This window comes from Bradyrhizobium sp. HKCCYLRH1030 (assembly GCF_051168395.1).
GTDB lineage: Bacteria > Pseudomonadota > Alphaproteobacteria > Rhizobiales > Xanthobacteraceae > Bradyrhizobium.
In genome coordinates, this window is record NZ_JBNPUY010000024.1 from 1 (window position 1) to 24289 (window position 24289).

Genomic DNA, 24289 nt, shown 5'->3' on the forward strand with positions numbered 1-24289 from the left:
ATGGCGGTCGGCGTCGATCTGCGCGGCGAGTCCTACGGTCTCCTGATCGACCAGATCGGCGAGGTGCTGCGGCTGTCCGAGGAGGGCCGGGAGGAGAACCCCGTCAATCTCGACCCGCGCATGGCGAAGCTTGCCGGCGGCGTGCACCGCCTCGACGGCCAGCTGATGGTCATTCTCGACGTCGATCGCGTGCTCGAGCTCGCCGCCGACAAGATGGCGGCCTGAACACTGCAACGTGCGGGCAGCGGCGCATCATGCGTCGTTGCATTGGATCCTGATCTCGTGAGGCTGATATGAGAACGTGTCTGGTAGTTGACGATTCCAGCGTCATTCGAAAGGTGGCGCGACGGATTCTGGAAGGTCTGGATTTCCAGATCGTGGAAGCGGAGGACGGCGAGCAGGCGCTGGAGATCTGCAAGCGGGGCCTCCCGGATGCGGTGCTGCTCGACTGGAACATGCCCGTCATGGACGGCTACGAGTTCCTCGGCAATCTCCGGCGCATGCCCGGCGGCGACGCGCCGAAGGTGGTGTTCTGCACGACCGAGAACGATGTCGCGCACATCGCGCGCGCGCTGCACGCCGGCGCCAACGAGTACATCATGAAGCCCTTCGACAAGGACATCGTGACGGCGAAGTTTCAGGAAGTCGGGCTGATCTGATCTCCGTCGCGTGCGTCGGTCCCGTGGTCGTCCGGGCTTGCCGTCACCCCGTGCCTCTGTCCTGTTGGTGAACTATGAGCGTCGCGTTGGCCAGTTCTTCGATCCCAAGTTCGACCAGGCAGGAACCTCTCCGCGTGATGGTCGTGGACGATTCCGTGGTCATTCGCGGCATGATCTCGCGCTGGATCGCGTCTGAGCCCGACATGGTCGTGGCGGCGTCGCTGCGCACGGGCCTCGAAGCCGTGAACCAGATCGATCGCGTCAATCCCGACGTCGCCGTGCTCGACATCGAGATGCCCGAGCTCGACGGCATCGCCGCGCTGCCGAAGCTGCTTGCCAAGAAGAAGAACCTCGCCGTCATCATGGCGTCGACGCTGACCCGCCGCAACGCGGAGATCAGCTTCAAGGCGCTGTCGCTCGGCGCGGCCGACTACATTCCGAAACCCGAGAGCACGCGCGAGGCGTCGGCGGCCGACAATTTCCACTACGATTTGATTCAGAAGATCCGCAATCTCGGCGCCAAGGCGCGCCGCGCCGCTCCCGCCCCGCATGCGCCGGCCGCCTCGCCGATCGTCCCGCAAGTCCAGGGGCTCCGGCCTGCGCCAACGGCGCGGCCGATGGTCGCTCCCGTGGCGCCCGCCGCGCCGGCCCAGCTGGCGCGCCGCTCCTTCAGCACGCAGATGCCGAAGGTGCTGCTGATCGGATCGTCGACCGGCGGCCCGCAGGCGCTGATGTCGCTGGTGACCGAGCTCGGTCCCGTGATCGACCGCTTTCCGGTGCTGATCACCCAGCATATGCCGCCGACCTTCACCACCATCCTCGCCGAGCATCTGGCGCGCTCGAGCCGCAGGCCGGCCCATGAGGCCGTCGACGGTGAAGTGGTGAAGCCGGGTCAGATCTACCTTGCCCCCGGCGGCCGCCACATGCGTGTGGCGCGCCATGGCGCCGATGTGGTGATCGCGCTGGACAACGGTCCTCCGGTCAATTTCTGCAAGCCCGCCGTCGATCCCTTGTTCATGTCGGCGATCGAGGTCTGGCAGGGCTCGACCCTGGCCGTGATCCTGACCGGCATGGGATCCGACGGCATGCGCGGCGGCAAGGACATCGTCGCCGCCGGCGGCAGCGTGATCGCGCAGGACGAGGCGACCAGCGTGGTCTGGGGCATGCCGGGCGCAGCAGCCAATGCCGGCATCTGCGCGGCCGTCCTTCCCTTGAATCAGATTGGACCGAAGCTGGTTCGTCTGTTTGCTGGAGACCGTTCGTGACACCCCTGGACTATGAGTTCTTGCGTAAGGTCCTGAAGGATCGCTCCGGCCTCGATCTGTCGGCCGATAAGCAGTACCTGGTCGAAAGCCGGTTGCTGCCGCTGGCCCGCCGCTCCAACCTGCCGGGCATCACGGAGCTGGTGCAGAAGATCAAGAGCGGCGCGGAGCAGCTCACGACGCAGGTGGTCGAGGCGATGACCACCAACGAGACGTTCTTCTTTCGCGACAAGATTCCGTTCGATCATCTCCGTGAGGGCATCCTGCCGGCGCTGATCCAGTCGCGCGCCAATCGTCGTTCCCTGCGCATCTGGTCGGCCGCCTGCTCGACCGGACAGGAGCCGTATTCGATCGCGATGTGCCTGCGCGAATTCGGTCCCGCTCTGGCGGGCTGGCGCATCGAGATCGTTGCCACCGACCTGTCGCAGGAGGTGCTGGAGAAATCGAAGGCCGGCCTCTACAGCCAGTTCGAGGTGCAGCGTGGATTGCCGATCCAGCTGCTGGTGAAATATTTCACGCAGCTCGGCGAGCTCTGGCAGCTCAGCGCCGACATCCGCGGCATGGTCCAGCATCGCCAGCTCAATCTGCTGCAGGACTTCTCGCATCTCGGCAAGTTCGACATCATCTTCTGCCGCAACGTGCTGATCTATTTCGATCAGGAGACCAAGGCCTCGATCTTCGAGCGAATGGCCAAGGTGATGGAGCCGGACGGCACGCTGTTGCTGGGAGCCGCCGAATCGGTCGTCGGCATCACCGACGCGTTCCGGCCCAACCAGGAGCGGCGGGGTCTGTACCAGATCAATCCGGTGCGCAGCCCGCGCGGCGGCGCGGCGCTGCTGCCCGGCCTCAAGGTGGTCGCGGCGCGCTGACGCCGGCCGGAGCCGTCTGTGACCGGGGGGCGCTTCGACCGGTCGGGCGGTCGGCCGTTCCGTCCCGCTTGCGTCCGTCCCGCGCGGGCGGCCGGTCCTTTCTGCGCCCGCAGGCCTCCTTCCGAAGCAAATCTCGCCGACCCATGGAACTTTTCGGTTCCTGACGCGTCTATTCACGCCTTGGTGTGGACTCACGCGTGTTGAATTGGTGGCGGGGGATTGGATGAAAACGAGTGTGCGTCCTCGAATCGTGACGCGGGATCTCCCTGTCATCGCCAAATCGCCGACCGGGATCGACGGCCTCGACGAGGTCACCTTCGGTGGCCTGCCGCAAGGGCGGCCGACGCTGCTGTGCGGCGCGGCCGGTTGCGGCAAGACGTTGTTTGCGATGACGTTTCTCTACAATGGCGCGGTCGCCTACGACGAGCCGGGCGTGTTCATCGCGTTCGAGGAGCAGCCCGAGGACCTGATCAAGAACGTCGGCTCGCTCAGCTACGACATCGATAGGCTGATCGAGCAGAAGAAGATCGTGGTCGATCACATCCATCTCGATCGCAACGAGATCGAGGAGGCCGGCGACTACGATCTCGACGGCCTGTTCATCCGCATCGGCTTCGCGATCGATTCGATCGGCGCCAAGCGCGTCGTGATCGATACGATCGAGACCCTGTTCGGCGGCCTCGACAATCAGGCGGTGCTGCGCTCCGAGTTGCGCCGGCTGTTCGAATGGCTGAAGAGCAAGGGCGTCACCGCCATCATCACCGGCGAGCGCGGTGATGGTACGCTGACGCGCTACGGCCTCGAGGAATACGTCGCCGACTGCGTCATCCTGCTCGACAACCGCGTGCACGATCAGCTCTCGACCCGCCGGCTGCGCGTCGTGAAGTATCGCGGCACGGCGCATGGCACCAACGAATACCCGTTCATCATCGACCAGGAAGGCATCACGGTGATGCCGATCACCTCGTCGGGGCTCGCGCATGATGCGTGGACGGAGCGGGTCTCCACCGGCATTGCCGATCTCGACGACATGCTCGAAGGCCAGGGCTACTACAAAGGGTCGAGCATCCTGATCTCGGGCATGGCCGGCTCGGGCAAGTCGACGGTGTCGGCACACTTCGCCAATTCGATCTGCAAGAGCGGGCAACGCTGCATCTATTTCGCGCTGGAGGAATCCCCGCAGCAGATCATCCGCAACATGAAGTCGGTCGGTCTCGACCTGCAGCAATGGGTCGATCGCGGCCTGCTGCGGTTTTCGGCCCGGCGCCCCAATCTGTACGGACTGGAAACGCATCTCGCCGCCATGCATCGCGAGGTCAAGGAGTTCGATCCCGCCGCCGTCGTGGTCGATCCCATCTCGGCGCTCATGGGCGCCGGCATTGCCGGCGACGTGCATTCGATGACGTTGCGCCTCATCGATTTCCTGAAGGCGCGCGGCGTCACGGCGCTGTTCACCAATCTCGGCGCCGGCAGCGCGGAGACGGCGACCACGGAGATGCAGATCTCGTCGCTCACCGACACCTGGCTGCTGCTCTACAATCGCGAGAGCAACGGCGAGCACAACCGCCAGCTCTATCTGCTGAAGTCGCGCGGCATGGCGCATTCCAACCAGGTCCGCGAATTCCTGATGAGTGCCGACGGCATCTCGCTGCGCGAGGTCTATGTCGGCCCGGAGGGCGTGCTCACGGGATCGGCCAGGGTGGCGCAGGAGGCGAGAGATCGCGTCGAGCGCCTGCTGCGCATGCAGGATACGGAACGACGCGCGCGCGAGATCGAACGTCGCCGCCGCGACCTCGCGGCTCAGATCGAAACGCTCAAGGCTCAGCTGGCCAACGAGGAGAGCGAGATGGAGCTCATCAATCTGGAAGGCGCTGCCCGCGAGGATCAGCGCGCAGCCGCTCGCCTCGCGCAGATCGAGAGCCGCTCGTCCAGGCCTCGTCCGAGCTCCCCAGCCAACCCGCTGACATCCAGCAAATGACGGCGGCTCCGATGGAACAGGATGGCTACAATCTCCGGCTCTATGTCGCCGGTCAGACGCCGAAATCGCTGGCGGCGCTCGCCAACCTCAAGAAGCTGTGCGAGACGCATCTGCCGGGCCGCTACACGATCGAGGTGATCGACCTGATGAAGGATCCGGCCCTCGCACAACGAGATCAGATCGTCGCAATCCCGACCTTGATCCGTCAACTGCCCGAGCCCCTCAAGCGAATCATCGGCGATCTCTCCAATGCGGAGAAGGTGCTGGTTGGTCTGGACATCGCACCGAGCTGAACGGAGGACGCGTGGCATCAACAGACGCGATGCAGGCGGGACGGCCGCGTAACGAGGCGGAGGAGACGGTCGAGGCCATTCATCGCGGCAACGTCGATGCCGTGGTGGTGCAGGGCCCGGCCGGACCCCAGGTCATCATGCTGCAGGGCGCGGACGCGCCCTATCATGTTCTGGTCGAGCGCATGAGCGACGGCGCGCTGACGCTCGATGCCGACGGCTGCATCGTCTATGTCAATTCCAGGCTGTGCGCGCTGACCGGCCTCGGCGTACAGCAATTGGTGGGACGCAGCTTTGCCTCGCTGTTTGCGGGAGCGGTGCCCGAGCAGCGCGCCGACGATGCGGCAACCGACGCTCAACTGTGCCGCGCTGACGGCGGCCAGCTGCCGGTGTCGGTGTGGATGCGCCAGATGGCGATGGGCGGCGTGGTGGCCACGCTCGTGACGCTGACCGACATGTCGATTCAGCGGCGCGCCGAGGAGGTCGCCAATGCCGAGCGCTTTGCGCGCTCGATCCTGGAGCAGGCGACCGATGCGGTCGTGGTGCTGGCGCTCGACGGCCGGATCACCCATGCGAGCTGGGTCGCGGAGCAGCTCGCGGAACGACCGCCGGTCGGCCAGTTGTTTTCTGAGGCGTTCCCGCTCGATGGGCAGAGCGCCAGCCAGCGAGGCACGTTGACGCGCTTCTCGCGCGAGAGCCTTGATCAGGCGCTGGCGACCAAGCCCTTCCATGGCGTCGAGGTCGCCTTGCGCAACGCGCAGGCGTCGGGGCGGTCGTTCCTGCTGTCCGGCGGGCCCCTGGTGAACGATCTCAAGGAGACGGTCGGCTCGATCGTCACCCTGACCGACATCACCGAACGCAAGCGCGCGGAAGAGCAGCAGACCGTGCTGGTCGCCGAGCTCAATCACCGGGTGAAGAACATCCTGGCGATCGTGCAGTCGGTGGCGGGGCAGACCTTGCGGACCTCACCGTCGCTGCCGGCCTTCAACAAGGCGTTCTCCGGGCGCATCCAGGCGGTCTCGATCGCGCATGACATCCTGACGCAGACCCGTTGGATCGGCATCGGACTGAACGAACTGCTCACCACCGTGCTGGCGCCCTACGGCATCGGCGAAGGGCGGATCGCCATCGACGGCCCTCCGGTGCTGCTGGAGGCACGGCTGGTGCTGCCGCTTTCGATGGTGCTGCACGAGCTTGCGACCAACGCCTCCAAATATGGCGCGTTGTCCGCCTCCCACGGCCAGGTCACGATCTCCTGGCGCCTGCGCGACGATGGCCGCCGGCTGGAGCTGGTCTGGCTCGAGCGCGGCGGACCGCTGATCGAAGGCGGCGGCGGGCGCGGCTTCGGCACCACGCTGATCGACCGCGTCGTCCGCTTCGATCTCGAGGGCGAAGCCCTGCTCGACTTCGAGCCCGCGGGCATTCGCTGCTCGCTGACCTTTGCGCTGACCGCGGAGACGACCCCCGAGCATCTGCCGGCATCGGCCGTGCAGCCGGACTGATCGGATGCCCGCCTCAGCGCGCGATCGGAACGGAGCGTGCCGCCTTGCGGCGCCAGACGTCGTGGTCCCTTTCCGTCGCCTCACGCGCGGCGCGCGCTGCTCGGCGCAGCCAGCCTGAACCGCGCTGCTTCAGGTCCGCCGCGATCCCGGCGCCGGCGCGGCGGTCGGCGGCATGGATGGAGGCGAGGTCGGTGCCCATGCCGCGCAGAAGCTCCAGCTTGAGATCGGCGCCGGCTTCCTCGCCGAGATCGATCTTGCGTGAATCCGCCGACAGGCGTCGGACCACGTAGTCCCCGTCATTGGTTCTGTGAACGTGCAGGAATGGATCGGGCGCGCGATAGGTCCCGGTCGACAGCTCGACGAATCTGTGCGGCGGCGCCGGCTTTGGTTGCATCCTGCCCTTCGTCCTGTTCTTGGCCCAGGTCCAGGCCGAAGGGACCAGCGCCTTGGCCTCGCGGACGACGCGGCCGCCGCGCCATGTCGCGACGACGACGTAGCGCGGACGTCCGCGGCTGCCGCCGCCGGCGAAGCGATGGAAGAATGCGGCATTCTTCGCCTGCTCCGGAAGGCTGGCGGTGAGCAGCTTCCGCACCGCGGATGGAATCGCATCGGCGGCCGCGAGGCCGTTGATCTCCTCCCAGAACGCGCGGCGGCAATCATCCGAGCATTTGACGTAGGGCCTGATCCAGATCTCGTGTTCGTCGAGCAGCGCCGGCCGCGGGTGTTTGAGACCGTCGCGATAGCCTTGGAGGATCGCGTCTGCGGCGTCGCGGCTGTCGATTGCCATGTCGGGCGCGAGCTCGATGCTGGTCGTGAGCCGGACCAGATCGAAGGCGTAGGGCATCCTCGCAGCCTCGTCGAAATCGTTGACGCCCCACACCCAGCGCCCGTCGGCATCACGCCACGTGCCGAAATTCTCCAGATGGATGTCGCCGACGCACAGCGCGACCGGCGCCTCGGCCAGCTCCGGGCAGATCTCCTCGATGCGCCGCGCCCAGCGATAATAGGTGGCGCGCAGCAGGGCGAACGGAGACTTTCGCATCCGCTGGTGCTTGGCGAGAAGGTCGTCCTCGACCACTTTGCATTGGCTGCGAAGCCAGGCCTCGTAGGCCGCGGTATCTTCGATGATGGACACGCGATGCCTCCCGATGCGCCGGGCGTGAGCGAGGCGTTATGAGTTGCGTTGACGCCGAACGAACGTGGCCTCGCACATCGCGCGCAGCGCGCGCTCGTCGAACGGCTTGGCGAGCCGGGCCAGGCTGCGGAACTCCGGCGGAAACAGCGTCGCATCGTCATAGCCGGAGGTGATCACGATCTTGAGCTCGCGCGCGATCAGCTGCGGCAGGACGGCGAAGATCTGCTCGCCGCGCAGGTTGACGTCGAGCAGCGCGCCGTCCAGGCCGCCGCGCTCGGCCTCGCGCAGCACGTCGCCGACGCGCGAGACGGGACCAACCACCTCGCAGCCGAATCCCTGCAACACCGTTTCCAGCTCGAGCGCGATCAGGCCCTCGTCCTCGGCGACCAGGATACGCAAGCCTTCGAGTTCGGGTTTGTCCGTCGCCATGCCTCGTCCCGGTCATGTCCCGGTCATGCGCGCCCATCGCGCAGGGAGTTCACCCTCGGTCTATCTAATCCTCTCGACCGGCGTGTCGAGGCGTTTTCGTCGGCGGTCGTTAATATCCTACAGGATTGCGTGCGGCAAAAAGCGCGAGCGGTTGCCCGTGATCGGGCTCGTGTCTTCGCGGATCGACAGGCCGCAGGGCTGATGGTCGACGAGCCAGCTGCCGATCACCGGGAACACACCGCCGAAATCCGGCAGCGGCGCCGGCGCCTGGCGGATGAAGCCTTCGGCGCCGTAGGGACCCTCCTGCGTAGAGACGGCGACGCCGTCGGACACCAGGCTGACATTGGCGCCCTCGCGCGAGTAGATCGGCTTGCGCACGAAGCTCGGGCCGAGGCCGGCGGCCTTCGGATCGTCCTCGAAATAGGCCGGCAGCAGGTTCGGATGGCCTTCGTGCATCTGCCAGAGCAGGGGCAGGATGCCCTTGTTGGACAGGATGGCCTTCCACGGCGGCTCGATCCATTGCGTCGGCGCCTGCGCGAGCTTGACGCCGAACGCATCGCGAAACATCCATTCCCAGGGATACAACTTGAAGGCGAGCGCGATGTCGCCGTCCTCGAGATCGACGAAGCCGCCGCCGCTCTCGCGCCAGCCGATGTCGGCGACGTCAAGGATGGTTGTCGACAGGCCCGCTTGGGCAGCCGTGTCGGCCAGATAGGCCAGGGTCGTGGCGTCCTCGGCGTTGGCGGTCAGCCCGGCCAGATGCACGCGGCGCCGCTTGCCGAGGGCGCGCCAGCGTTCGATCAGGCGCTCATGGATCGAGTTGTACTGGTCCGCGCGCCCCGGCAGAATGCGGCGCTCGATCGCCTGCTCGAGCCACGTCCATTGGAAGACCGCGGCCTCGAAGATCGACGTCGGCGTGTCGGCGTTGTATTCGAGCAGCTTCGCTGGCGTACGGCCGCCCTGATAGCTGAGGTCGAACCGCCCATAGAGGCTGCCGTCCCTCCGGCGCCAGCTCTCCGCCAGCAGCGGCCAGACCGCTTGCGGGATCTTCAGCCGGCGCAGCAGCGCCTCGTCACCGACGACGCGCGCGACCAGCGCGAGGCACATCTGCTCGAGCTCGGCCGTCGGCTCCTCGATGCCGAGCTCGATCTCGGCGATCGTGAATGCGTAGTAGGCGCGCTCGTCCCAATAGCGCTCGCCGTCGAGTTCGTAGAAGTCGAATCCGCATCGTGCCGCGGTCTCGCGCCAGTCGTCACGTTCGGGACAGGGGATGCGCTGCATCGGCGTCAGCCTAAGGCAGCAGCGAACAAGCCGTGCCCGTGGCAACAGGGCGCAGCACGACCGCGGCCGCCATCAATGATGCGGCCATGATCACGTCCGCGCGGTCCCGGCGCCATCCCGCGCCGGCGACCACGCGATCGCCTGCCAGCAGATTGCTGCGAGGCGGCGGCGGTCGCCGCAGCCCTCATCGTCGCCGGCACCATCAGGTGCCGACATTGCATCGGATCGCTTCCGATCAGTAGGTAGGCCAGTTTTTTATGATTTTGAGTCTGTGTCAAAGATCCGAATCCGAGATAACAGCATGAACGCGGTGTTTTCACGGCGCCGGCGCGACGAAAATCAGCCGCCGCCTCCGAAGCCGTGTCCGAACGAGCCAAAGCCGCCGCGCGAGACATGTGCGGAGGAGGCCTCGGCGACATGGCTCGATCCGCTGCTTCTGGAATCGCTGTCGCCGCTGGAAAATCCCCAGCGGCCGGAGCCGCTGCCGCCGCCACCGCCGCTCGAGCGGCGCGTCGTGCATTCGCCCGTCTGCGGCTGGCCGGCCATGGTCGGCGTCTCGGCGCCTGGCTGCGGGCAGCTCTGCTGCCGCGGCATCAGCGCATAGGCAGTGCTGCCGACGGCGAGCGTGCCCATCAAGAGCAGCGCGACATGGCCGGAGCGCTTCACCGGCGGCGTCGCGGGCGGGGGCGGCATCGGCCGGCGCTTGCCGAATTCGCGGCGTTGCTCGGCCATGGTCAGATGATCATCGAGGCGGCGTTCAGCGCGCCGGCCGAGAGCGACGCGAGACCGAGCCAGATCGCCGAAGCCAGCTCGCCGGCGACGATGCGCTGGGCGAGATCCGGCACCGGGATGCGGACGAGGTAATAGACGATCACCTGGACGATCAGCGCGACCAGCGCCCAGACCAGGCAGTCCAGCACGTTGGCGGAATGGGCGATGGCGCTGACCAGCGGCAGGGTGAAGCCGAGCAGGCTGAGGCCGAGCGCGATCGCGGCCGAGGGGTGATTGTCCCGGATCAGCTGGAATTCATTGTAGGGCGTGACGCGGGTGTAGACGAACAGGTAAGCCGTCACCGCGGCCAGCGCGGTACAGAAGTACACCAGAAAGGCCGGCAGGCCGGCGAGCGATTGCAGGATCATGATCAGGCCAAGCGTGTGGAGCTCTCATCTGTCGCGATGCCAGCATGCCCGGTTCGACGTGAACAAAGTCTATCCGCCCTTCGCCAGTTCCTGGCTGGCCTGGTCCAGCATCTGCAGCACCGAATCCCCGGTCTTGCGGGTGTGCTCGGAGAGCGCCTGCGCGAAGCCGTCGCCGTCTCGGGCCCGCAGCAACGCCATGAAGGCCTCGTGCTCCCGGATCGACTCGTCCCAGCGCCGCGCATCGTAATTGGCCACGGCGCGGGCGCGGAAGACGCTCGCGTGCAGCGTGCCCCACATGTTGAGCAGCACGGCGTTGCCGGCGAGCTTGGTGATCTCGGCATGGATCTGCTGGTTGAGCCGGAAATAGGCGGCGCGCTCGGCGGCACGATGCAGCGCCACCAGCTCGGCATGCATGGCGTCAAGCCTGGCGAGGTCGTCCGCCGTCGCACGCGCGGCCGCGGCGCGGCCCGCGGCGGCATCGAGCGACACCATCACGTCGAAGATCTCGGCGATCTCGCGGGCGTCGATCGGCGCCACCACGGGCGTGCGATGCGGCCGCAGCTCGATGAGGCCCTCGGCGGCGAGGATCTTGAAGGCCTCGCGCAGCGGCGTGCGCGACACGCCGAAAGTCTCGCATAGCATGCGCTCGGGCAAGGCAGCGCCGGCGGCGAGCTCGCCGTCCACGATCATCTCGCGCACCCTGGCGACGACCTGATCGTGCAGCGACAGCCGCTCGAGCGGCCGCTTGGAGTGGTCGGACGACAGCTTCAGCCGCGCCGGCTTGAAGCGCGTCTTCAGTCTGGGCCGGGGTGCTGGTGGGGTCATGTGGGCGCGGCTGCTCCGCTGCGAGATGCCTGAAATTCGGGCGATGCGCCCGCGGATCAGGCAGATCCCTCAAGATTGAATGGTCGTTAGATACTGATTTTATTGTATAAAAGCAATATTGCATATCGCATCCAGTTGGCATGCCGCTTGCTGATGAGAGCACAAGCCATGAGAGACAAGCCCGTGGATCGACCTGCCCTGGAGATGGATTTGAAACGTTTCGTGCTGCTCATTCTCGCCCTGCTCGCGCTGCCCTCGCTCAGCTTCGCCGACGACGCCGCCAAGATCAAACTCGGCTACGCCAAATGCGCGCATTGCACGCCGATGTCGCTGACGCCGCAATTCGCGGAAGGCGTCGCGATCGATGCCGTCAGCTTCAACACCGGCACGGACGCGCTGACCGCGCTGGTCTCGAAGAACATCGACGTCGCGCAGGTGACCTATCTGCATTACGCCATCGCGCTCGACAAAGGCTTCGACGTGGTCGCGATCTCCGGCCAGGTCAATGGCGGCTCGGCGATCCTGCTCGGCAACGATCTCGAGGTCGCGCCGGGCGATTGGAGCGCGCTGAAGGCGCTCATCGCCAAATACAAGGCCGACGGAAAGCCGTTCCGCGTCGCCGCCTCGCGCGGCAATGCGCAGGACATCCACATGCGCGGCGCCTTCGCCAAGCAGGGCATCGACATCAACAAGGACGTGCAGTTCGTCAACATCCCCAATCCGTCCGACCATCTGCAGGCGCTGCGCCGCGGCGAGGTCGAGCTGATCTGCACCGTCGAGCCGTTCGCGACCCAGATCATGCAGGCCAAGGCGGCGAAGTTCTTCGGTTTCCCCTATGACCAGGCCGCCGGCAAGCTGACCAACCTGATCCTGACCCGCTCCGACGTCATCGCGTCGAACCCGAAGGCGCTGGAGGGCGTGGTGCGCGCGGTCGTCAAGGTCGATGCGCACATCGCCGCCGACAAGCCGGCGCTGATCGAGGTCATCTCCAAGATCACCGGCCTCGACAAGGCGATCGCGACCGGCGCGGTCGAGAATCTCGATCCCGACCCGAAGATGTACCGCGCCTCGGCGCTCGCCATCGCCGCGATGATGCGCGACCTGAAATACATCAACTCGGACGTCACGGCCGCCGTCGAGAAGAACCTCGACTACCGCTTCCTGGAAGCGGCCACGGGCAAGCCGAAGACCGAGCTCGGCTACTGAGATGACGGCGCTCGCCCAGCTCAGGAAGCTCGACCGCTATGTCGTGCCGGTGCTCGTGCTCGCCGGCTGGGAGGCGTTCTCGCGCTCCGGCGCGCTGCCGGCAGCGCTGCTGCCGGCGCCGTCGACGGTCGTGTGGGCATGGGCGGACTGGCTGGTCGGCACCGACGGCAACACCCAGACCTACAGCGGCCATTGGCTCGCCGACATGCTGGCGAGCCTGTCGCGCGTTGCCGCCGGCTTTGCGATTGCCACCGTGCTCGGCGTCTCGCTCGGAGTCGCCATCGGGTGGTCGCGCAAGATAGAGATCGTGATCGAGCCGACGCTTCAGATGCTGCGGCCGATCCCGCCGGTGTCGTGGATCCCGCTCGCCATCATCTGGTTCGGCATCGCCAACAAGCCGGCGATCTTCCTGGTGTTCCTCGGCGCGTTCTTTCCGATCCTGCTCAACACCATCCACGGCGTGAAGACCTGCGACCGCAATCTGATCCGCGCCGGCGCCATGGTCGGCGGCAGCGAGCGCAAGCTGCTGCGCTACATCGTCGTGCCCGCGGCGATGCCGAGCATCTTTGCAGGGCTTCGCATCGGCATCGGCTCGGCGTGGATGCTGACGGTGACGGCCGAAATGGTCGCGGTGAAGAGCGGGCTCGGCTACGTGCTGTGGGATTCCTACTACTTCCTGCGCTACGATCTGGTGCTGGCGGCGATGGCGAGTATCGGCCTGCTCGGCTTCTGCAGCGATCTCGCCATCCGCTTCGTGATGGCGCGTGTGCTGCACTGGCAGCGCAACACCACGCTTCGTGGCGGAGAATGACGATGGCCACGATCGAGATCTCCGGCGTCACCAAGATCTTCACCGACAAGAAGCGCAACGCCGACGTCACCGCGCTCGCCGACATCAATCTGTCCATTGCCCGCAACGAGCTCGTCTGCCTGCTCGGTCCCTCCGGCTGCGGCAAGTCGACATTGCTCAACATGATTGCCGGCTTCGAGAAGCCGAGCGCCGGCAACATCACCGTCGACGACCGGCCGGTGACCGCGCCCGGCGCCGATCGCGGCGTCGTGTTCCAGCATGCCAATCTGATGCCGTGGCTGCCGGTGTGGGAGAACGTCGCCTTTCATCTCTTGCTCGGCGGAGGCCAGAAGGCCGAGCGCCGGGCGAAGGCGCAGGTCTATATCGACATGGTCGGGCTGACCGGCTTCGAGAACCACTATCCGTCGGAACTGTCGGGCGGCATGAACCAGCGCGTCGGCATTGCCCGGGCGCTGCTGATGAATCCGCAGGTGATCCTGATGGACGAGCCGTTCGGCGCGCTCGACGAACAGACCCGCATGGACATGCAGACCGAGCTGGTGCGGATCTGGCAGCAGCACCAGGGCACGATCGTGTTCGTCACCCATGGCATCGACGAGGCGCTGACCTTGGGCACGCATGTTGCGGTGATGAGCGCACGGCCGGGGCGCATCGTCGAGATCATCCCGATCGATCTGCCGCGGCCGCGTGATATCACGTCACCGCAGTTCAATGAGTTGAAGCGGCATATCCTGGCGTTGTTGCGTGGCGAGCGGGCGGAGCAGGGGGCGAGTGCATGATTGCTGCTCAATCGCGCCCGCCCAAGCGCTGCATGTTCAGGTCAAGCCCTCGCCACAACGGCAGTGCGCCCCCTCTCCCGCTTGCGGGGGAGGGCTGGGGTGGGGGCGCCGCACGGCGCGCTGCCCGAGCGGATAGAGTTCCCCCATCCGGATCGCACCTGCGATGCGATCCGGCCTCCCCCGCAAGCGGGGGAGGCTCTCCCGTCCGCCATCCGCGATCGAACGAGGTCGTTCACCCATGACCAAACGCACGCTGCTCGGCATGCTCACGCCGTCGTCCAACACCGCGCTGGAGCCGATCACCTCGGCGATGATCGCTGGCCTGCCGAACGTGTCAGCGCATTTCTCGCGCTTCAAGGTCACGGAGATCGCGCTGTCGAGCGATGCGCTGGCGCAGTTCGACACATCGAACGTCCTGCGCGCGGCGGAGCTGCTCGCGCATGCCAGGGTCGACGTCATCGGCTGGAACGGCACCTCGTCCGGCTGGCTCGGCTTCGAAGCCGACATCAAGCTGTGCGAGCAGATCATGGCCGCGACCGGCATCCCTGCGACCACCTCGATGCTGGCGCTGAACGAGATCCTCACGTCGTCCGGCGTGAAGCGGCTCGGCCTCGTCACGCCCTACCGCGACGACGTCCAGGCGCGCATCATCGCCAACTACGACAGGCTCGGCATCGCCTGCCGCGGCGACCGGCACCTCAACCTGCAGGACAATTTCTCCTTCGCGGAAGTGACGCCGTCCGAGATCGAGACCATGATCCGCGAGGTCGCGCGCGAGAAGCCGGATGCGATCGCAGTGGTCTGCACCAACATGCGCGCCGCGCCGCTGGTCGCGCGGCTCGAGCTGGAGACCGGCATTCCGATTCTCGACACCATCGCCACCGTGGTATGGAAATCGCTGAAACTGGCAGGGGTCGATGTCGGCGGCGTCAGCGGGTGGGGATCGCTGTTTCAGAAATTCGCTTGAATCTGGACTAGGGAGAGCGCGTCACATGGCTGCCTTCGACACCGTCATCCGCAACGGCACCGTCGCCACCGCGAGCGATACGTTCAAGGCCGATGTCGCCATCAAGAGCGGCCGCATCGTCGCGATCGGCGAGGCCATCACCGATGCCGACGAGATCGTCGATGCCACGGGCCTGCTGGTGCTGCCGGGCGGCATCGACAGCCATGTCCATATCAGCCAGCCCTCCGGCCCCGGCATCGTCATGGCCGACGATTTCGAGAGCGCGACGCGCGCCGCCGCCTTCGGCGGCAACACGTTCGTCATGCCCTACTGCCTGCAGGAGAAGGGCCAGCCCTTGCGATCAGCGCTGAAGGACTATCACGCGCTCGCCGACAAGGCCTGCTACGTCGACCACTCCTTCCATCTCATCATCGCCGATCCCACCGACGCCGTGCTCGGCCAGGAGCTGCCGGCGCTGGTCGCCGACGGCTATTCGTCGCTGAAGATCTTCATGACCTATGAGGGGCTCGCGCTCAACGATTACGAGATCCTCGGCGTGCTGCAGGTCGCGCGCGAGCAAGGCGCGCTGGTGCAGATCCATGCCGAGAACTATGACGCCATCCGCTTCCTCACCGACCGCCTGGAGCGCGCCGGCAAGATCGCGCCGTACTATCACGGCAAGTCGCGCCCGATTCCGGTCGAGCGCGAGGCAACCCATCGCGCGATCTCGCTGGCCGAGCTGATCGACGTGCCGATCGTCATCGTCCACGTCTCTAACCGCGAGGCGATGGAGGAGATCCGCCGCGCGCAGGCGCGCGGCCTGAAGATCCATGGCGAGACCTGCCCGCAATATCTGGTGCTGACGGAGGAGGACATGCAGGGCCTCAACATGGAAGGCGCCAAATATGTCTGCTCGCCGCCGCCGCGCGACAAGGCCAGCCAGGAGGCGTGCTGGGAAGGCCTGCAAAGGGGTGTGTTCTCGCTGTTCTCGTCGGATCACTGCCCGTTCCGCTACGACGACGAGGCCGGCAAGCTGACGCCGAAGGGCCGCACCAGCTTTCGCTGGGTGCCGAACGGCATCCCCGGCGTGGAGACGCGGCTGCCGATCCTGTTCTCCGAAGGCGTCAGCAAGGGCCGCATCACGCTGAACCAGTTCGTCGCCTTCACCGCCACCAACCACGCCAAGACCTACGGCCTGAAGGGCAAGGGCTCCATCGCCATCGGCTACGACGCCGACATCGCGTTATGGGACCCGAACAAGACGGCCAAGATCAGCCAATCCGGTCTGCACCACGGCTCCGACTACACGCCGTATGAAGGCATCGAGATCACCGGCTGGCCGGTCGCGACCATGCTGCGCGGAAAATTCGTCGTGCGCGATGGTGAGCTGGTCGGCGCGAAAGGTGAGGGGCGCTACGTCACGCGCGGCAAGCCGGTCGGTATCGTCTAAGCCGCGCTCTCTCCACGCGTCATCGCGAGCGCAGCAACGCGATCCAGAGTCGCGGGTGGGACTCTGGATTGCTTCGTTGCTTCGCCCCTCGCAATGACGATGTCCCAGCATCGCTCGGGCGAGCTCTCACCGTCGCGGTGCGTCATAGGTCCCGTGATCGACGCTCCAAAACAGACTCGTCATGCGGGCTCGACCCGCGCATCCATCAAGTGGGAAAATTGTTCTCGCGAAGGGATGGATTGCCGGGTCGAGCCCGGCAATGACGACGGAGAGAACAGTGCCCACCCTCCCCTGAAGGGGGAGGGTGATCATTGCGTCAGTCGCACCACCATCTCTCCCGCACCGCAGCACCACCCCGCGCTACCGCCGCCGTCCCTTTCCTGTTCCGGATGTGTCGAACCCTTGTCACAACCGCACGACATATCCTTGTCAGACAAGGAGTGCCGCCATGCCCGCGCTTGCCTTTTCCAACAATGATATTGCCGTGGTCGCCTGGACCTTCGATCGCCGTCTCGACGGCTGTCTCGGCTTCGCCATTCACCGCATCGATGTCGCTGACAACACCGACACAGTGCTGCCGGCGCTGGCCCGCTTTGCCGGGCAGACCGCGGACAAGCTCACCACCGAGCAGGCGCCGATCCAGAAGTTCTGGTGGAAGGATCTGTTCGCCAAGCGCGGCGGCACCTACAAATATCGCATCGTGCCGATGGCCGGCACGCCCGGCCAGGCGCTGACGCCGCTCGAAGGCGTCGCGCCGCTGGAGAGCAATCCGGTCACGCTGACGCCGGAGCGGCCGCCGTTCCACGTCTATTTCAACCGCGGCATCACCGCGACCCAGGCGCTCAGCCATGCGCTGAACGACAAGCCGAGCGTGTCGGCGCTGGCCCCGCACATCCTCGATCCTGCCGATCCCATTCGCATCCGCCTGATGGGCCAGCTTCAAGACGGCCTGACCTCGCTGCTGGCGCGCGCCGATGCCGGCGGCGGCGCCATCCATGCCGCCCTCTACGAGCTGAACGATCCCGACGGCCTCGAGAAGCAGCTGCACCAGAACCCGAACAGCCGCACGGTCATCCTCGGCAACGAGCAGGGCAAGGACACCGACGACGCCGACGCCGAGAACCGCGCCGACCTCAAGTCCGCCGGCGTCACCGTGATCGACCGCATCCTCGGTAAGGGCAGCATCCCGCACAACAAGTTCATGGTGCTCACCGAGAACGGCAAGCCGAGCGCGGTGCTGTCCGGCTCGACCAACTGGACCTCGACCGGCCTGTGCACCCAGACCAACAACGCGCTGGTGGTGGAGAGCCCAGTGTTGGCGCAGCGCTATCTCGGCTATTGGAACGCGCTGAAGGCCGACGTCGACGCCGCCGCCGGCGACAAGTCGGCGCTGCAGTCGAAGACCTTGCGCGACTTCGCCCGCGCCAACAATGCCGACGCGATCCAGGCGCCGGTCGACCTAGGCCACGGCGTCACCGTCGAGCCGATGTTCTCGCCGAACACCCACGGCAAGCTCGGCAAGAATCCCGATACGCCCGGTGACATGGGCCGCGTGTTCGAGCTGATGCGATCGGCCAAGCACGCCGTGCTGTTCCTGGCCTTCGATCCCGGCAACAACTCGATCCTCGACGTCGCCGGCCGGTTGCTCAAGGACAAGCCCGATCTGTTCGTGCGGGGCGCGCTGACCAGCCCGGTGCGCGCGACGAATTTCTCCGCCGCGCTGCATTCCGGCGGCCATTCGGAGGTGCCGGCGGAGGAGGGAGCGGACGACACCGCGCCCCAGGTGACGGTGGTCGGCGAGGCCGGCAAGCCGAAGAAGCCGGGCGCCAAGGGCAGCATCGATTTCCGCGCCGTGCCGGCCGGCGCGGTGCAGGACGCGTTCGGCAAGTGGGAGAGGGAGCTCGGCAAATACGGCTTCGCCATCATCCACAGCAAGATCGTGGTGATCGATCCGTTCAGCGACGACTGCGTCGTCGTCACCGGCTCGCACAATCTCGGCTTCCGCGCCTCGCACAACAACGACGAGAACATGCTGATCATCCGCGGTCACCGCGGTCTCGCCGAGGCCTATGCCTGCCACGTCCTCGACCTCTACGACCACTACGCCTGGCGCTTCCTCTTGCAGCAGCACCCGGAGATCTTCGGCAAGCCGCTGCAATCCGACGACACCTGGCAGGACCGTTACATCAAGGGCGCGGATGAGAAGTCGCCGGAGCTGCGGTTCTGGCTGTCGGCGGCGGGTGGCGGCGGGGCGGTCGAAACGCCACCGACGCCGAAGAAGCCCGCCAAGCCAACCGGCACCACCAAGCCGGCCAAGACACCGGCTGCGACGACGAAGCCCGCGAGGCCGTCGACCAAGCCGGCCAAGAAGGCCCAAAAGAAGACCGCCGCTGCAGCCAAGACCTCGGCCGGCCGCAAGACAAGCACGACAAAGAAGGTCGCGAAGAAGGCGTCGAAAACGGCAAGCCAGCGTGCCGCCTCAGCGAAGAAGGCGAAGGCCAAGGCGACCAAGACGGCGGCCAAGCGTCCGGCGAAGAAGACCGCGACCAAGACCGCCAGGCGAGCCAAGACGAGCGCCAAGAGGAAAGGGCGCTGAGCGTTGCGCCCGCGCTGAACCGTCGCCGCGCAGACGAGGCCATGGGATCGTGATGCGAGTCCGCGGGATCGCATCATGATCTCGTCTCTTGCCCGAAGCGGATCGCGGGCACACGAGCGTTCCAGTCCTCAGAGCATGATCCAAAAAAATGGAAACCGGTTTTCCGAAAAGATCATGCTCTAGCCGTCTTGAAGCGGGCTCAGTAGGCCGTCCATCCGCCATCCGTCGCGTAGAACGCGCCGGTCAGGTTCGACGCCTCGGGCGACAGCAGGAACAGCATCACCGCGACCTGCTCCCACACGGTGGCCGGACGATGCCTGGGATCGGCATAGCTGAGGATCGAGTTTGTCTTCAGCCGTCCCATGCCGCCGTCGGCCGGCGACCGCTGCATCTTGGCCGCGACGGCCTGCGCGGCCCGCGCGATCATCGGCGTGTCCGTCGCCGCCATGTTGACCGAGTTGATGCGAATGCCGTGGGGCGCGTAGTCGACCGCGGCGTTGGCGGTCAATCCGTTGACGGCGTGCTTGCTGGCGACATAGGCCGGATTGCCGGCCAGTCCGGTCAGGCCGGCGATCGAGGCGACGTTGACGATCGCCCCGCCGCGCTTCTGCGCGACCATCTGCCGCAGCTCGGCCCGCATGGCGCGGAACACGCCGGTGGCGTTGGTGGCGAGGACATTGTCCCAATAGGCATCGGAGGCTTCGTGGATCGGCGCGAACAGCAGGTCCTTCTGCTTGTCGTAGTCGAACGCCTCGCCGGAAAATACGCCGTCCATGACGCCGGCATTGTTGATGGCAAAATCCAGTCCGCCGAATTTCTCGACCGCCCGCCTGACCATCATGTCGCAGGTGTCGCCCTTCGCGACATCGCCGACGAGAAATTCGATCGCGCCACCCTCGCGCTGGATCATGGCCGCCGTCTCGCGCGCCGTGTCCGGCAGCCAGTCGATCCCGACGATGTTGGCGCCCTCGCGCGCCGCCCGCAGCGCGGCGGCGCGGCCCATGCCGCGGGCAAATCCGGTGATGGCGATCGTCCGTGACTTGAAGCGATCCTTGATGAAGTAGTCCGGATCGATCGGGCTGATCGCGAGGTTGGCCGGGCCGACGGGCTCAGCCGCCTCAGCGCCTCCCGGAAGCAGTTGCGCCAGCGGAATCGTCACGGCCCCCGAACCCAGGCTCTGCAACATGCTGCGGCGATCCATCGACATCTCCCCTCAGAAGCTGATCCGGGCCAGCGACATCGCGCTGAACCACGGGCGGGTGTTGCCGGCAACGGCCTGGCTGACGCCGGACAGCGGCGCCGTCAGCGCGACGCTCGACTGGAACATCACGTTGCGGCTCATGAAATACTTCACCGTCAAATTGACCTCGTAGCCGAGCAGATGCCCGGCCAGCGTCGAGGTGGTGCCGCCGATATTGTTGAGCTGCTGCGCCTGGAACAGCCAGGCCTGCGGCACGAGCTCCCATTGCGGCGCCGGCCGCAGGATCGCCTGCAGGCGATGGGCGATCAGGTTGGTGTCCTGAAACAGCTTGTAGTGGTTCAGCCCCTGCACCCATTCCTCGCCGGTGCCGCCCGACAACAGCGGATCCCAGCGCTCATAGGTCCGCGTCGCCGGATTGTCGCCGCTGAATCCGGACAGCCGATAGCTCAAAGTGGGGCGCCACAGCGCCTCGTTGAAGGTGTAGCCCGCCTCGACATAGCCGCCCCAGGCGCGCATCGGAAACGCGTTGCGGTCGTTCCATTGCAACGCCAGCTCCGTCTTCGCATAGGGACCGGACGCGCCGATGGCCGGCGTCCAGTAATAGCGCACGTCGGCGACCTGCAGCCCCTGGCGCGTGCCCTGCGCCGTCGCCGTGTACCAGCCGTAGTCGGAGCGCGGCACGGTCAGATAGGTCAGTCCGAGCTGATGCGGCGTGCCCAGGCCCGTCTCGAGGTTCGCACCGGCGATGACGGTGTGGGTATCGATCGCCGGCAGCTCGTCGGGGGCGAGACGGAAGGCCTCGAATTTCGTGGTGTTGTAGCGAGCCTGCGCGAGGAACAAACTGTCGGCAGCCCAGCGCGGATTGAGCTGCAGCGCGGCGCGGTCAAAACCGTTGGCTGCCGTGATCCTGATCAGCATGCCGTCGGCAATCTGGAACGGCTGCCGTCCGCCGGACAGGTTGATCACCAGCCGCGAGCCGTCGTCGCCCGTGATCCCCGTGACGAGGCCCGCATAGGCGTCCTCGATCGCGCCATGGCGGCGCGGGCCGGTGACGAACAGGTCCGTGCCGGTCGAGCCGCTGGCCAGATAGGAGAGGCTGCCATAGGCATAGATGTTGTTGCCGACCGGTCCGATGCCCTGCAGCCCGCCCTCCAGCGCGGCTTCGCCGAACGACGACCAGCCGGCGCCGGCCGGTCCCTTGGCGAGTGGATTGGCGCCGACGAAGGCCTGCGGCCGGCCATACCAGGCATCGTGATTGGCGTAGCCGAGCGTCGCGGCCGTCAGCTTGAGCTTCAGCAGGCTGTCGTCGCCCTGATGAAGATAGGGGAAATCGACGCGGCCCGGATCCGCCTGCAGCCGGTCGCCGACGACGACGCTGAGCTCGACCGCAACGCCGCCGGTGTTGCCGTCGACGTAGTTGATCGAGGCCGTGGCCACGCCGGGGATGCGCTTCACCTTGCCGAGCCCGAAATCGACCATCAGGTCGTGAAGCTGCGACCCCGGATAGATGTTGAGTGCCCGCCGAATGCGATCCTCGAACGCGACCCGCTGCGCCCCACTGGGCACCACGCCCGACAGCACCAGACGCACCGACTCGATCGGCCGGTTCTCGAACGTGGGCCCCAGTGCCTGGGCGCCGGCGGCAGAAACGAGCAGCAGCGAGAACAGCCACGCCGCCAGGTGCGGACCGAGGCCTCCGCGCATTGGGAGACGTCTGCCGTCCGGCATGGCTCTGCCACCAGCTCATTGCGTGGTCCGATGATCGGCGAGGCCAAGGTAGCGCGATTGATCTTGATCAACCAGAGCGAAATGTGCCGCAGGCCACCCATCCGGTCCGCGCCGCTGCAGCGAGAGCGACCGGACGGACTCATGGACGTGCTTTTGGCGAGGCTCGCCGTTGGAGGAGGATCGCGCGGTAGTTTTCCGATAGTTTTCTGCAGCGTCACCGTAATCAAGGAGTGCCGCTAGGTCCGCGGCTCTTCCGAGACTCTGAGATCATGATGCGGGTCCGCGGGATCGCATCATGATCTCGTCTCTTTGCTCGAAGCTGATCGTGGGTGAACGATCGTTCCAGTCCTCAGCGGACTGGAAGCGGGTTCAATAGGCCGTCCATCCGCCGTCCGTCGCGTAGAACGCGCCGGTCAGGTTCGACGCCTCGGACGACAGCAGGAACAGTATCTTTGCGACTAGCTCCTACATGGCGTCCGCGCGTACGGTGCCGCCAGCGCGACCGGCCAGACTCATGGGCCCGCCGTTACACAACGACCGAGATGATAGTTTTGTGCAGTCGAGCAGCGTCACCGTAATCGCTGTCGGTCAATGCAAGGACCGCTAGTTTTCGTGGACGTGAAAGCCCGGTGCGCGGAACGCTCCGGGCCAATCACGTGGTCGCAAGAAACGACTATTGATGCACCCGCAGGGTCCCGTCCGCGTTGTAGTCACTCTTGGGATTGTAACCGGAATCGCGGTGCGTTCTACGATGTAGGGCAGCGTTGCTGCCGCTTACGCCCGGAGTTCCGCTATCAACCCGCATGGTCCCGTCTGCATTGTAGTCACTCTTCGGCCCGTAGCCGGAATCGCGATGCGTTTTTGCATGTAGGGCAGCGTTGCTGCCGCTCAGGCCCGGAGTTCCGGGATTGACCTGCATATTTCCATATTGGTCGCGATCACTTTTGCTCGCCCCGACCTGCTGAGCCGCACTGGCTTTTGCATGAGTACCTTTTGCATGATGAGTACGATGTCCTGCCAAGGCCGCAGATGTAGAGACGGCGAGAATAGCAAGACCAACAGCAATGCTTCTAGCCATAGTGAACTCCTCACGTTGAAGGACCATTGATGACGGATACGCCGTCAATGCTAGCCTGCCACGGAAATTGTTGACCGTCTTTGATGCAACTCAAGGTAATAAGGCGGGTGCGACGTCACGGTCCGCACAACTTTTGGCATCATTTCTTCGGCTCTGGTGCGGTGCCCGGCGGAGCCGATGTCGCTCCGCAACATGCCTCTGACGACGGGTTTGACCGATGCCTTCACCGTACCGCTATCGACTTCGACTTGCGAAACGCCGGTCGTCATGTCGACCAGAAGCCGATCGCCGCTCAGCACGTTCCGGCAACTGGTCGACACCACCCCGCCGAGCGTGGTGATCAGAATTGGGACCGATCTCTGCGCCGCATGGGCATCGCAGGTGACTTGCGCGAAGCCGCACATGGCAGATCGTCGATCCGAAACAGGAGCGTTCGACAGAGTCTCGATCGGGAACGCAAGCCTTGACGGTGGCCGTTCGAACGGCTGGAAGAAATATGATTTCTGTTTATCGAAATTCTATTTTGTTTTTACGAAAAATGTGCTTTACTCCGCGCGTCCCGCCCCAACGAGGGGACGCTTCGCGGTCGTCACGGACGTCGGGTGTGGGATGCGATGGGCGCTTGGGATCGCAGCATGGTTCGCCGTGCCGACGAACGATCCCGGGCGCACGGTGAAGTCGCGTGGTCCTGGCCTCCCGGTGCTGAGGTCGAGCCTGTGGGCGTTGCTGATGAGCTGCCTGCGGGTGATGGGGGCAAGACAGCCGGTCCCCAGGGAGATCGCGTATAAATCGTAAAGCCATCGCGCAGGGAGGGCCGGGTGTTTCGGCCAGACCTGTGGTGACTGCCGCCTGCTTTCTTTTCTGCAGGCGGGCCACGGGCGCGGCCAGCGCCCGGCCTTCCCTGCGCCCTCGGTTAGGAGAGGGCGGTGAGAATGGCACATAGCTCGGGCGCTGGGCGCCGCGAGATCGCGAGGGTTTGTCCGCAGGGTCGCATAAGGTGCATCCGTAGATGTCGTGCGTGCTTCTCGGGTTGAACGTCGCCCCCGGGCGTCATTGCGAGCGCAGTGTTCAGCCCGGGGACATAGCTGACGGGTGTTCGGGGAGATGGTTGACACTTCAAAATCG

Annotated in this window: 23 protein-coding genes; 13 read left to right on the forward strand and 10 right to left on the reverse strand. The window is 65.8% G+C overall.

From position 1 onward, the window contains the following. The 7 genes from ACQR1E_RS33610 to ACQR1E_RS33640 form a co-directional block, all read left to right on the forward strand. On the forward strand, positions 1 to 225 hold a 225-nt coding region (locus ACQR1E_RS33610), incomplete at its 5' end, for a chemotaxis protein CheW (RefSeq protein ID WP_434898087.1). Positions 226 to 293: 68 nt separating this feature from the next. Further along, positions 294 to 659 (forward strand): response regulator, encoded by a 366-nt coding sequence (locus ACQR1E_RS33615; RefSeq protein ID WP_006613312.1) that lies wholly within the window; start codon positions 294 to 296, stop codon positions 657 to 659. A 74-nt stretch (positions 660 to 733) separates the two neighbouring features. Beyond that, positions 734 to 1924 (forward strand): protein-glutamate methylesterase/protein-glutamine glutaminase, encoded by a 1191-nt coding sequence (locus tag ACQR1E_RS33620; protein WP_316193546.1) that lies wholly within the window; start codon positions 734 to 736, stop codon positions 1922 to 1924. Next, entirely contained in the window at positions 1921 to 2790 is an 870-nt protein-coding gene (locus ACQR1E_RS33625) for a CheR family methyltransferase (RefSeq protein ID WP_315752677.1), read from the forward strand. The genes ACQR1E_RS33620 and ACQR1E_RS33625 overlap by 4 nt, the downstream gene beginning before the upstream one ends. Before the next feature lie 223 nt (positions 2791 to 3013). Beyond that, positions 3014 to 4768, forward strand: coding sequence for a circadian clock protein KaiC (gene kaiC, locus ACQR1E_RS33630; protein WP_316166473.1), 1755 nt, complete (start codon positions 3014 to 3016; stop codon positions 4766 to 4768). Next, positions 4765 to 5061 carry a circadian clock KaiB family protein gene (locus ACQR1E_RS33635; RefSeq protein ID WP_012046401.1) on the forward strand — a complete coding sequence of 99 codons (297 nt, stop codon included), beginning with the start codon at positions 4765 to 4767 and terminating at the stop codon, positions 5059 to 5061. Before kaiC ends, ACQR1E_RS33635 begins: the two co-directional genes overlap by 4 nt. 11 nt (positions 5062 to 5072) lie before the next feature. Continuing rightward, entirely contained in the window at positions 5073 to 6560 is a 1488-nt protein-coding gene (locus ACQR1E_RS33640) for an HWE histidine kinase domain-containing protein (RefSeq protein ID WP_316166474.1), read from the forward strand. A 13-nt stretch (positions 6561 to 6573) separates the two neighbouring features. Here ACQR1E_RS33640 and ACQR1E_RS33645 read toward each other — a convergent pair whose 3' ends face one another. The 6 genes from ACQR1E_RS33645 to ACQR1E_RS33670 all read right to left on the reverse strand — a co-directional run bounded on the left by ACQR1E_RS33645 (position 6574) and on the right by ACQR1E_RS33670 (position 11369). Further along, entirely contained in the window at positions 6574 to 7695 is a 1122-nt protein-coding gene (locus tag ACQR1E_RS33645) for a DUF2252 family protein (protein WP_315826146.1), read from the reverse strand. 36 nt (positions 7696 to 7731) lie between these two features. Further along, positions 7732 to 8124 carry a hypothetical protein gene (locus ACQR1E_RS33650; RefSeq protein WP_315714020.1) on the reverse strand — a complete coding sequence of 131 codons (393 nt, stop codon included), beginning with the start codon at positions 8122 to 8124 and terminating at the stop codon, positions 7732 to 7734. A 117-nt stretch (positions 8125 to 8241) separates the two neighbouring features. Next, positions 8242 to 9405: a glutathionylspermidine synthase family protein gene (locus tag ACQR1E_RS33655; protein ID WP_316166475.1), complete on the reverse strand. Its 1164-nt coding sequence runs from the start codon at positions 9403 to 9405 to the stop codon at positions 8242 to 8244. Between the two features lie 339 nt (positions 9406 to 9744). Then, positions 9745 to 10137 carry a hypothetical protein gene (locus ACQR1E_RS33660; RefSeq protein WP_315714023.1) on the reverse strand — a complete coding sequence of 131 codons (393 nt, stop codon included), beginning with the start codon at positions 10135 to 10137 and terminating at the stop codon, positions 9745 to 9747. Positions 10138 to 10139: 2 nt separating this feature from the next. After that, positions 10140 to 10544 carry a DUF350 domain-containing protein gene (locus tag ACQR1E_RS33665; protein WP_315714024.1) on the reverse strand — a complete coding sequence of 135 codons (405 nt, stop codon included), beginning with the start codon at positions 10542 to 10544 and terminating at the stop codon, positions 10140 to 10142. A 69-nt stretch (positions 10545 to 10613) separates the two neighbouring features. Beyond that, positions 10614 to 11369 carry a GntR family transcriptional regulator gene (locus tag ACQR1E_RS33670; RefSeq protein ID WP_315767808.1) on the reverse strand — a complete coding sequence of 252 codons (756 nt, stop codon included), beginning with the start codon at positions 11367 to 11369 and terminating at the stop codon, positions 10614 to 10616. A gap of 204 nt (positions 11370 to 11573) precedes the next feature. Here ACQR1E_RS33670 and ACQR1E_RS33675 point away from each other — a divergent pair, with 204 nt between their 5' ends. The 6 genes from ACQR1E_RS33675 to ACQR1E_RS33700 all read left to right on the forward strand — a co-directional run bounded on the left by ACQR1E_RS33675 (position 11574) and on the right by ACQR1E_RS33700 (position 19157). Next, a complete protein-coding gene (locus tag ACQR1E_RS33675; protein ID WP_316194838.1) occupies positions 11574 to 12575 on the forward strand; it encodes an ABC transporter substrate-binding protein in 1002 nt (333 codons plus the stop codon). Position 12576: 1 nt separating this feature from the next. Beyond that, positions 12577 to 13386 carry an ABC transporter permease gene (locus ACQR1E_RS33680; RefSeq protein ID WP_315767806.1) on the forward strand — a complete coding sequence of 270 codons (810 nt, stop codon included), beginning with the start codon at positions 12577 to 12579 and terminating at the stop codon, positions 13384 to 13386. Positions 13387 to 13388: 2 nt separating this feature from the next. Then, positions 13389 to 14165, forward strand: coding sequence for an ABC transporter ATP-binding protein (locus ACQR1E_RS33685; protein WP_316194768.1), 777 nt, complete (start codon positions 13389 to 13391; stop codon positions 14163 to 14165). 238 nt (positions 14166 to 14403) lie between these two features. Further along, positions 14404 to 15132, forward strand: coding sequence for a maleate cis-trans isomerase family protein (locus ACQR1E_RS33690; protein WP_434898088.1), 729 nt, complete (start codon positions 14404 to 14406; stop codon positions 15130 to 15132). Continuing rightward, the gene (hydA, locus tag ACQR1E_RS33695) at positions 15083 to 16561 is read left to right on the forward strand and encodes a dihydropyrimidinase (protein ID WP_316191581.1); all 1479 of its coding nucleotides are present in this window, start codon (positions 15083 to 15085) and stop codon (positions 16559 to 16561) included. Before ACQR1E_RS33690 ends, hydA begins: the two co-directional genes overlap by 50 nt. Before the next feature lie 448 nt (positions 16562 to 17009). Beyond that, positions 17010 to 19157, forward strand: coding sequence for a phospholipase D-like domain-containing protein (locus ACQR1E_RS33700; protein ID WP_434898089.1), 2148 nt, complete (start codon positions 17010 to 17012; stop codon positions 19155 to 19157). A 199-nt stretch (positions 19158 to 19356) separates the two neighbouring features. On the opposite strand, the gene ACQR1E_RS33705 is transcribed toward ACQR1E_RS33700, so the two are convergent. The 4 genes from ACQR1E_RS33705 to ACQR1E_RS33720 all read right to left on the reverse strand — a co-directional run bounded on the left by ACQR1E_RS33705 (position 19357) and on the right by ACQR1E_RS33720 (position 23568). After that, a complete protein-coding gene (locus ACQR1E_RS33705; protein ID WP_315752689.1) occupies positions 19357 to 20358 on the reverse strand; it encodes an SDR family NAD(P)-dependent oxidoreductase in 1002 nt (333 codons plus the stop codon). Positions 20359 to 20370: 12 nt separating this feature from the next. Next, a complete protein-coding gene (locus ACQR1E_RS33710; protein ID WP_315767796.1) occupies positions 20371 to 22062 on the reverse strand; it encodes an alginate export family protein in 1692 nt (563 codons plus the stop codon). Positions 22063 to 22759: 697 nt separating this feature from the next. Next, a complete protein-coding gene (locus ACQR1E_RS33715) occupies positions 22760 to 23164 on the reverse strand; it encodes a hypothetical protein (RefSeq protein WP_315714033.1) in 405 nt (134 codons plus the stop codon). 50 nt (positions 23165 to 23214) lie between these two features. Next, a complete protein-coding gene (locus tag ACQR1E_RS33720) occupies positions 23215 to 23568 on the reverse strand; it encodes a hypothetical protein (RefSeq protein WP_315767794.1) in 354 nt (117 codons plus the stop codon). Positions 23569 to 24289 lie beyond the last annotated feature (721 nt).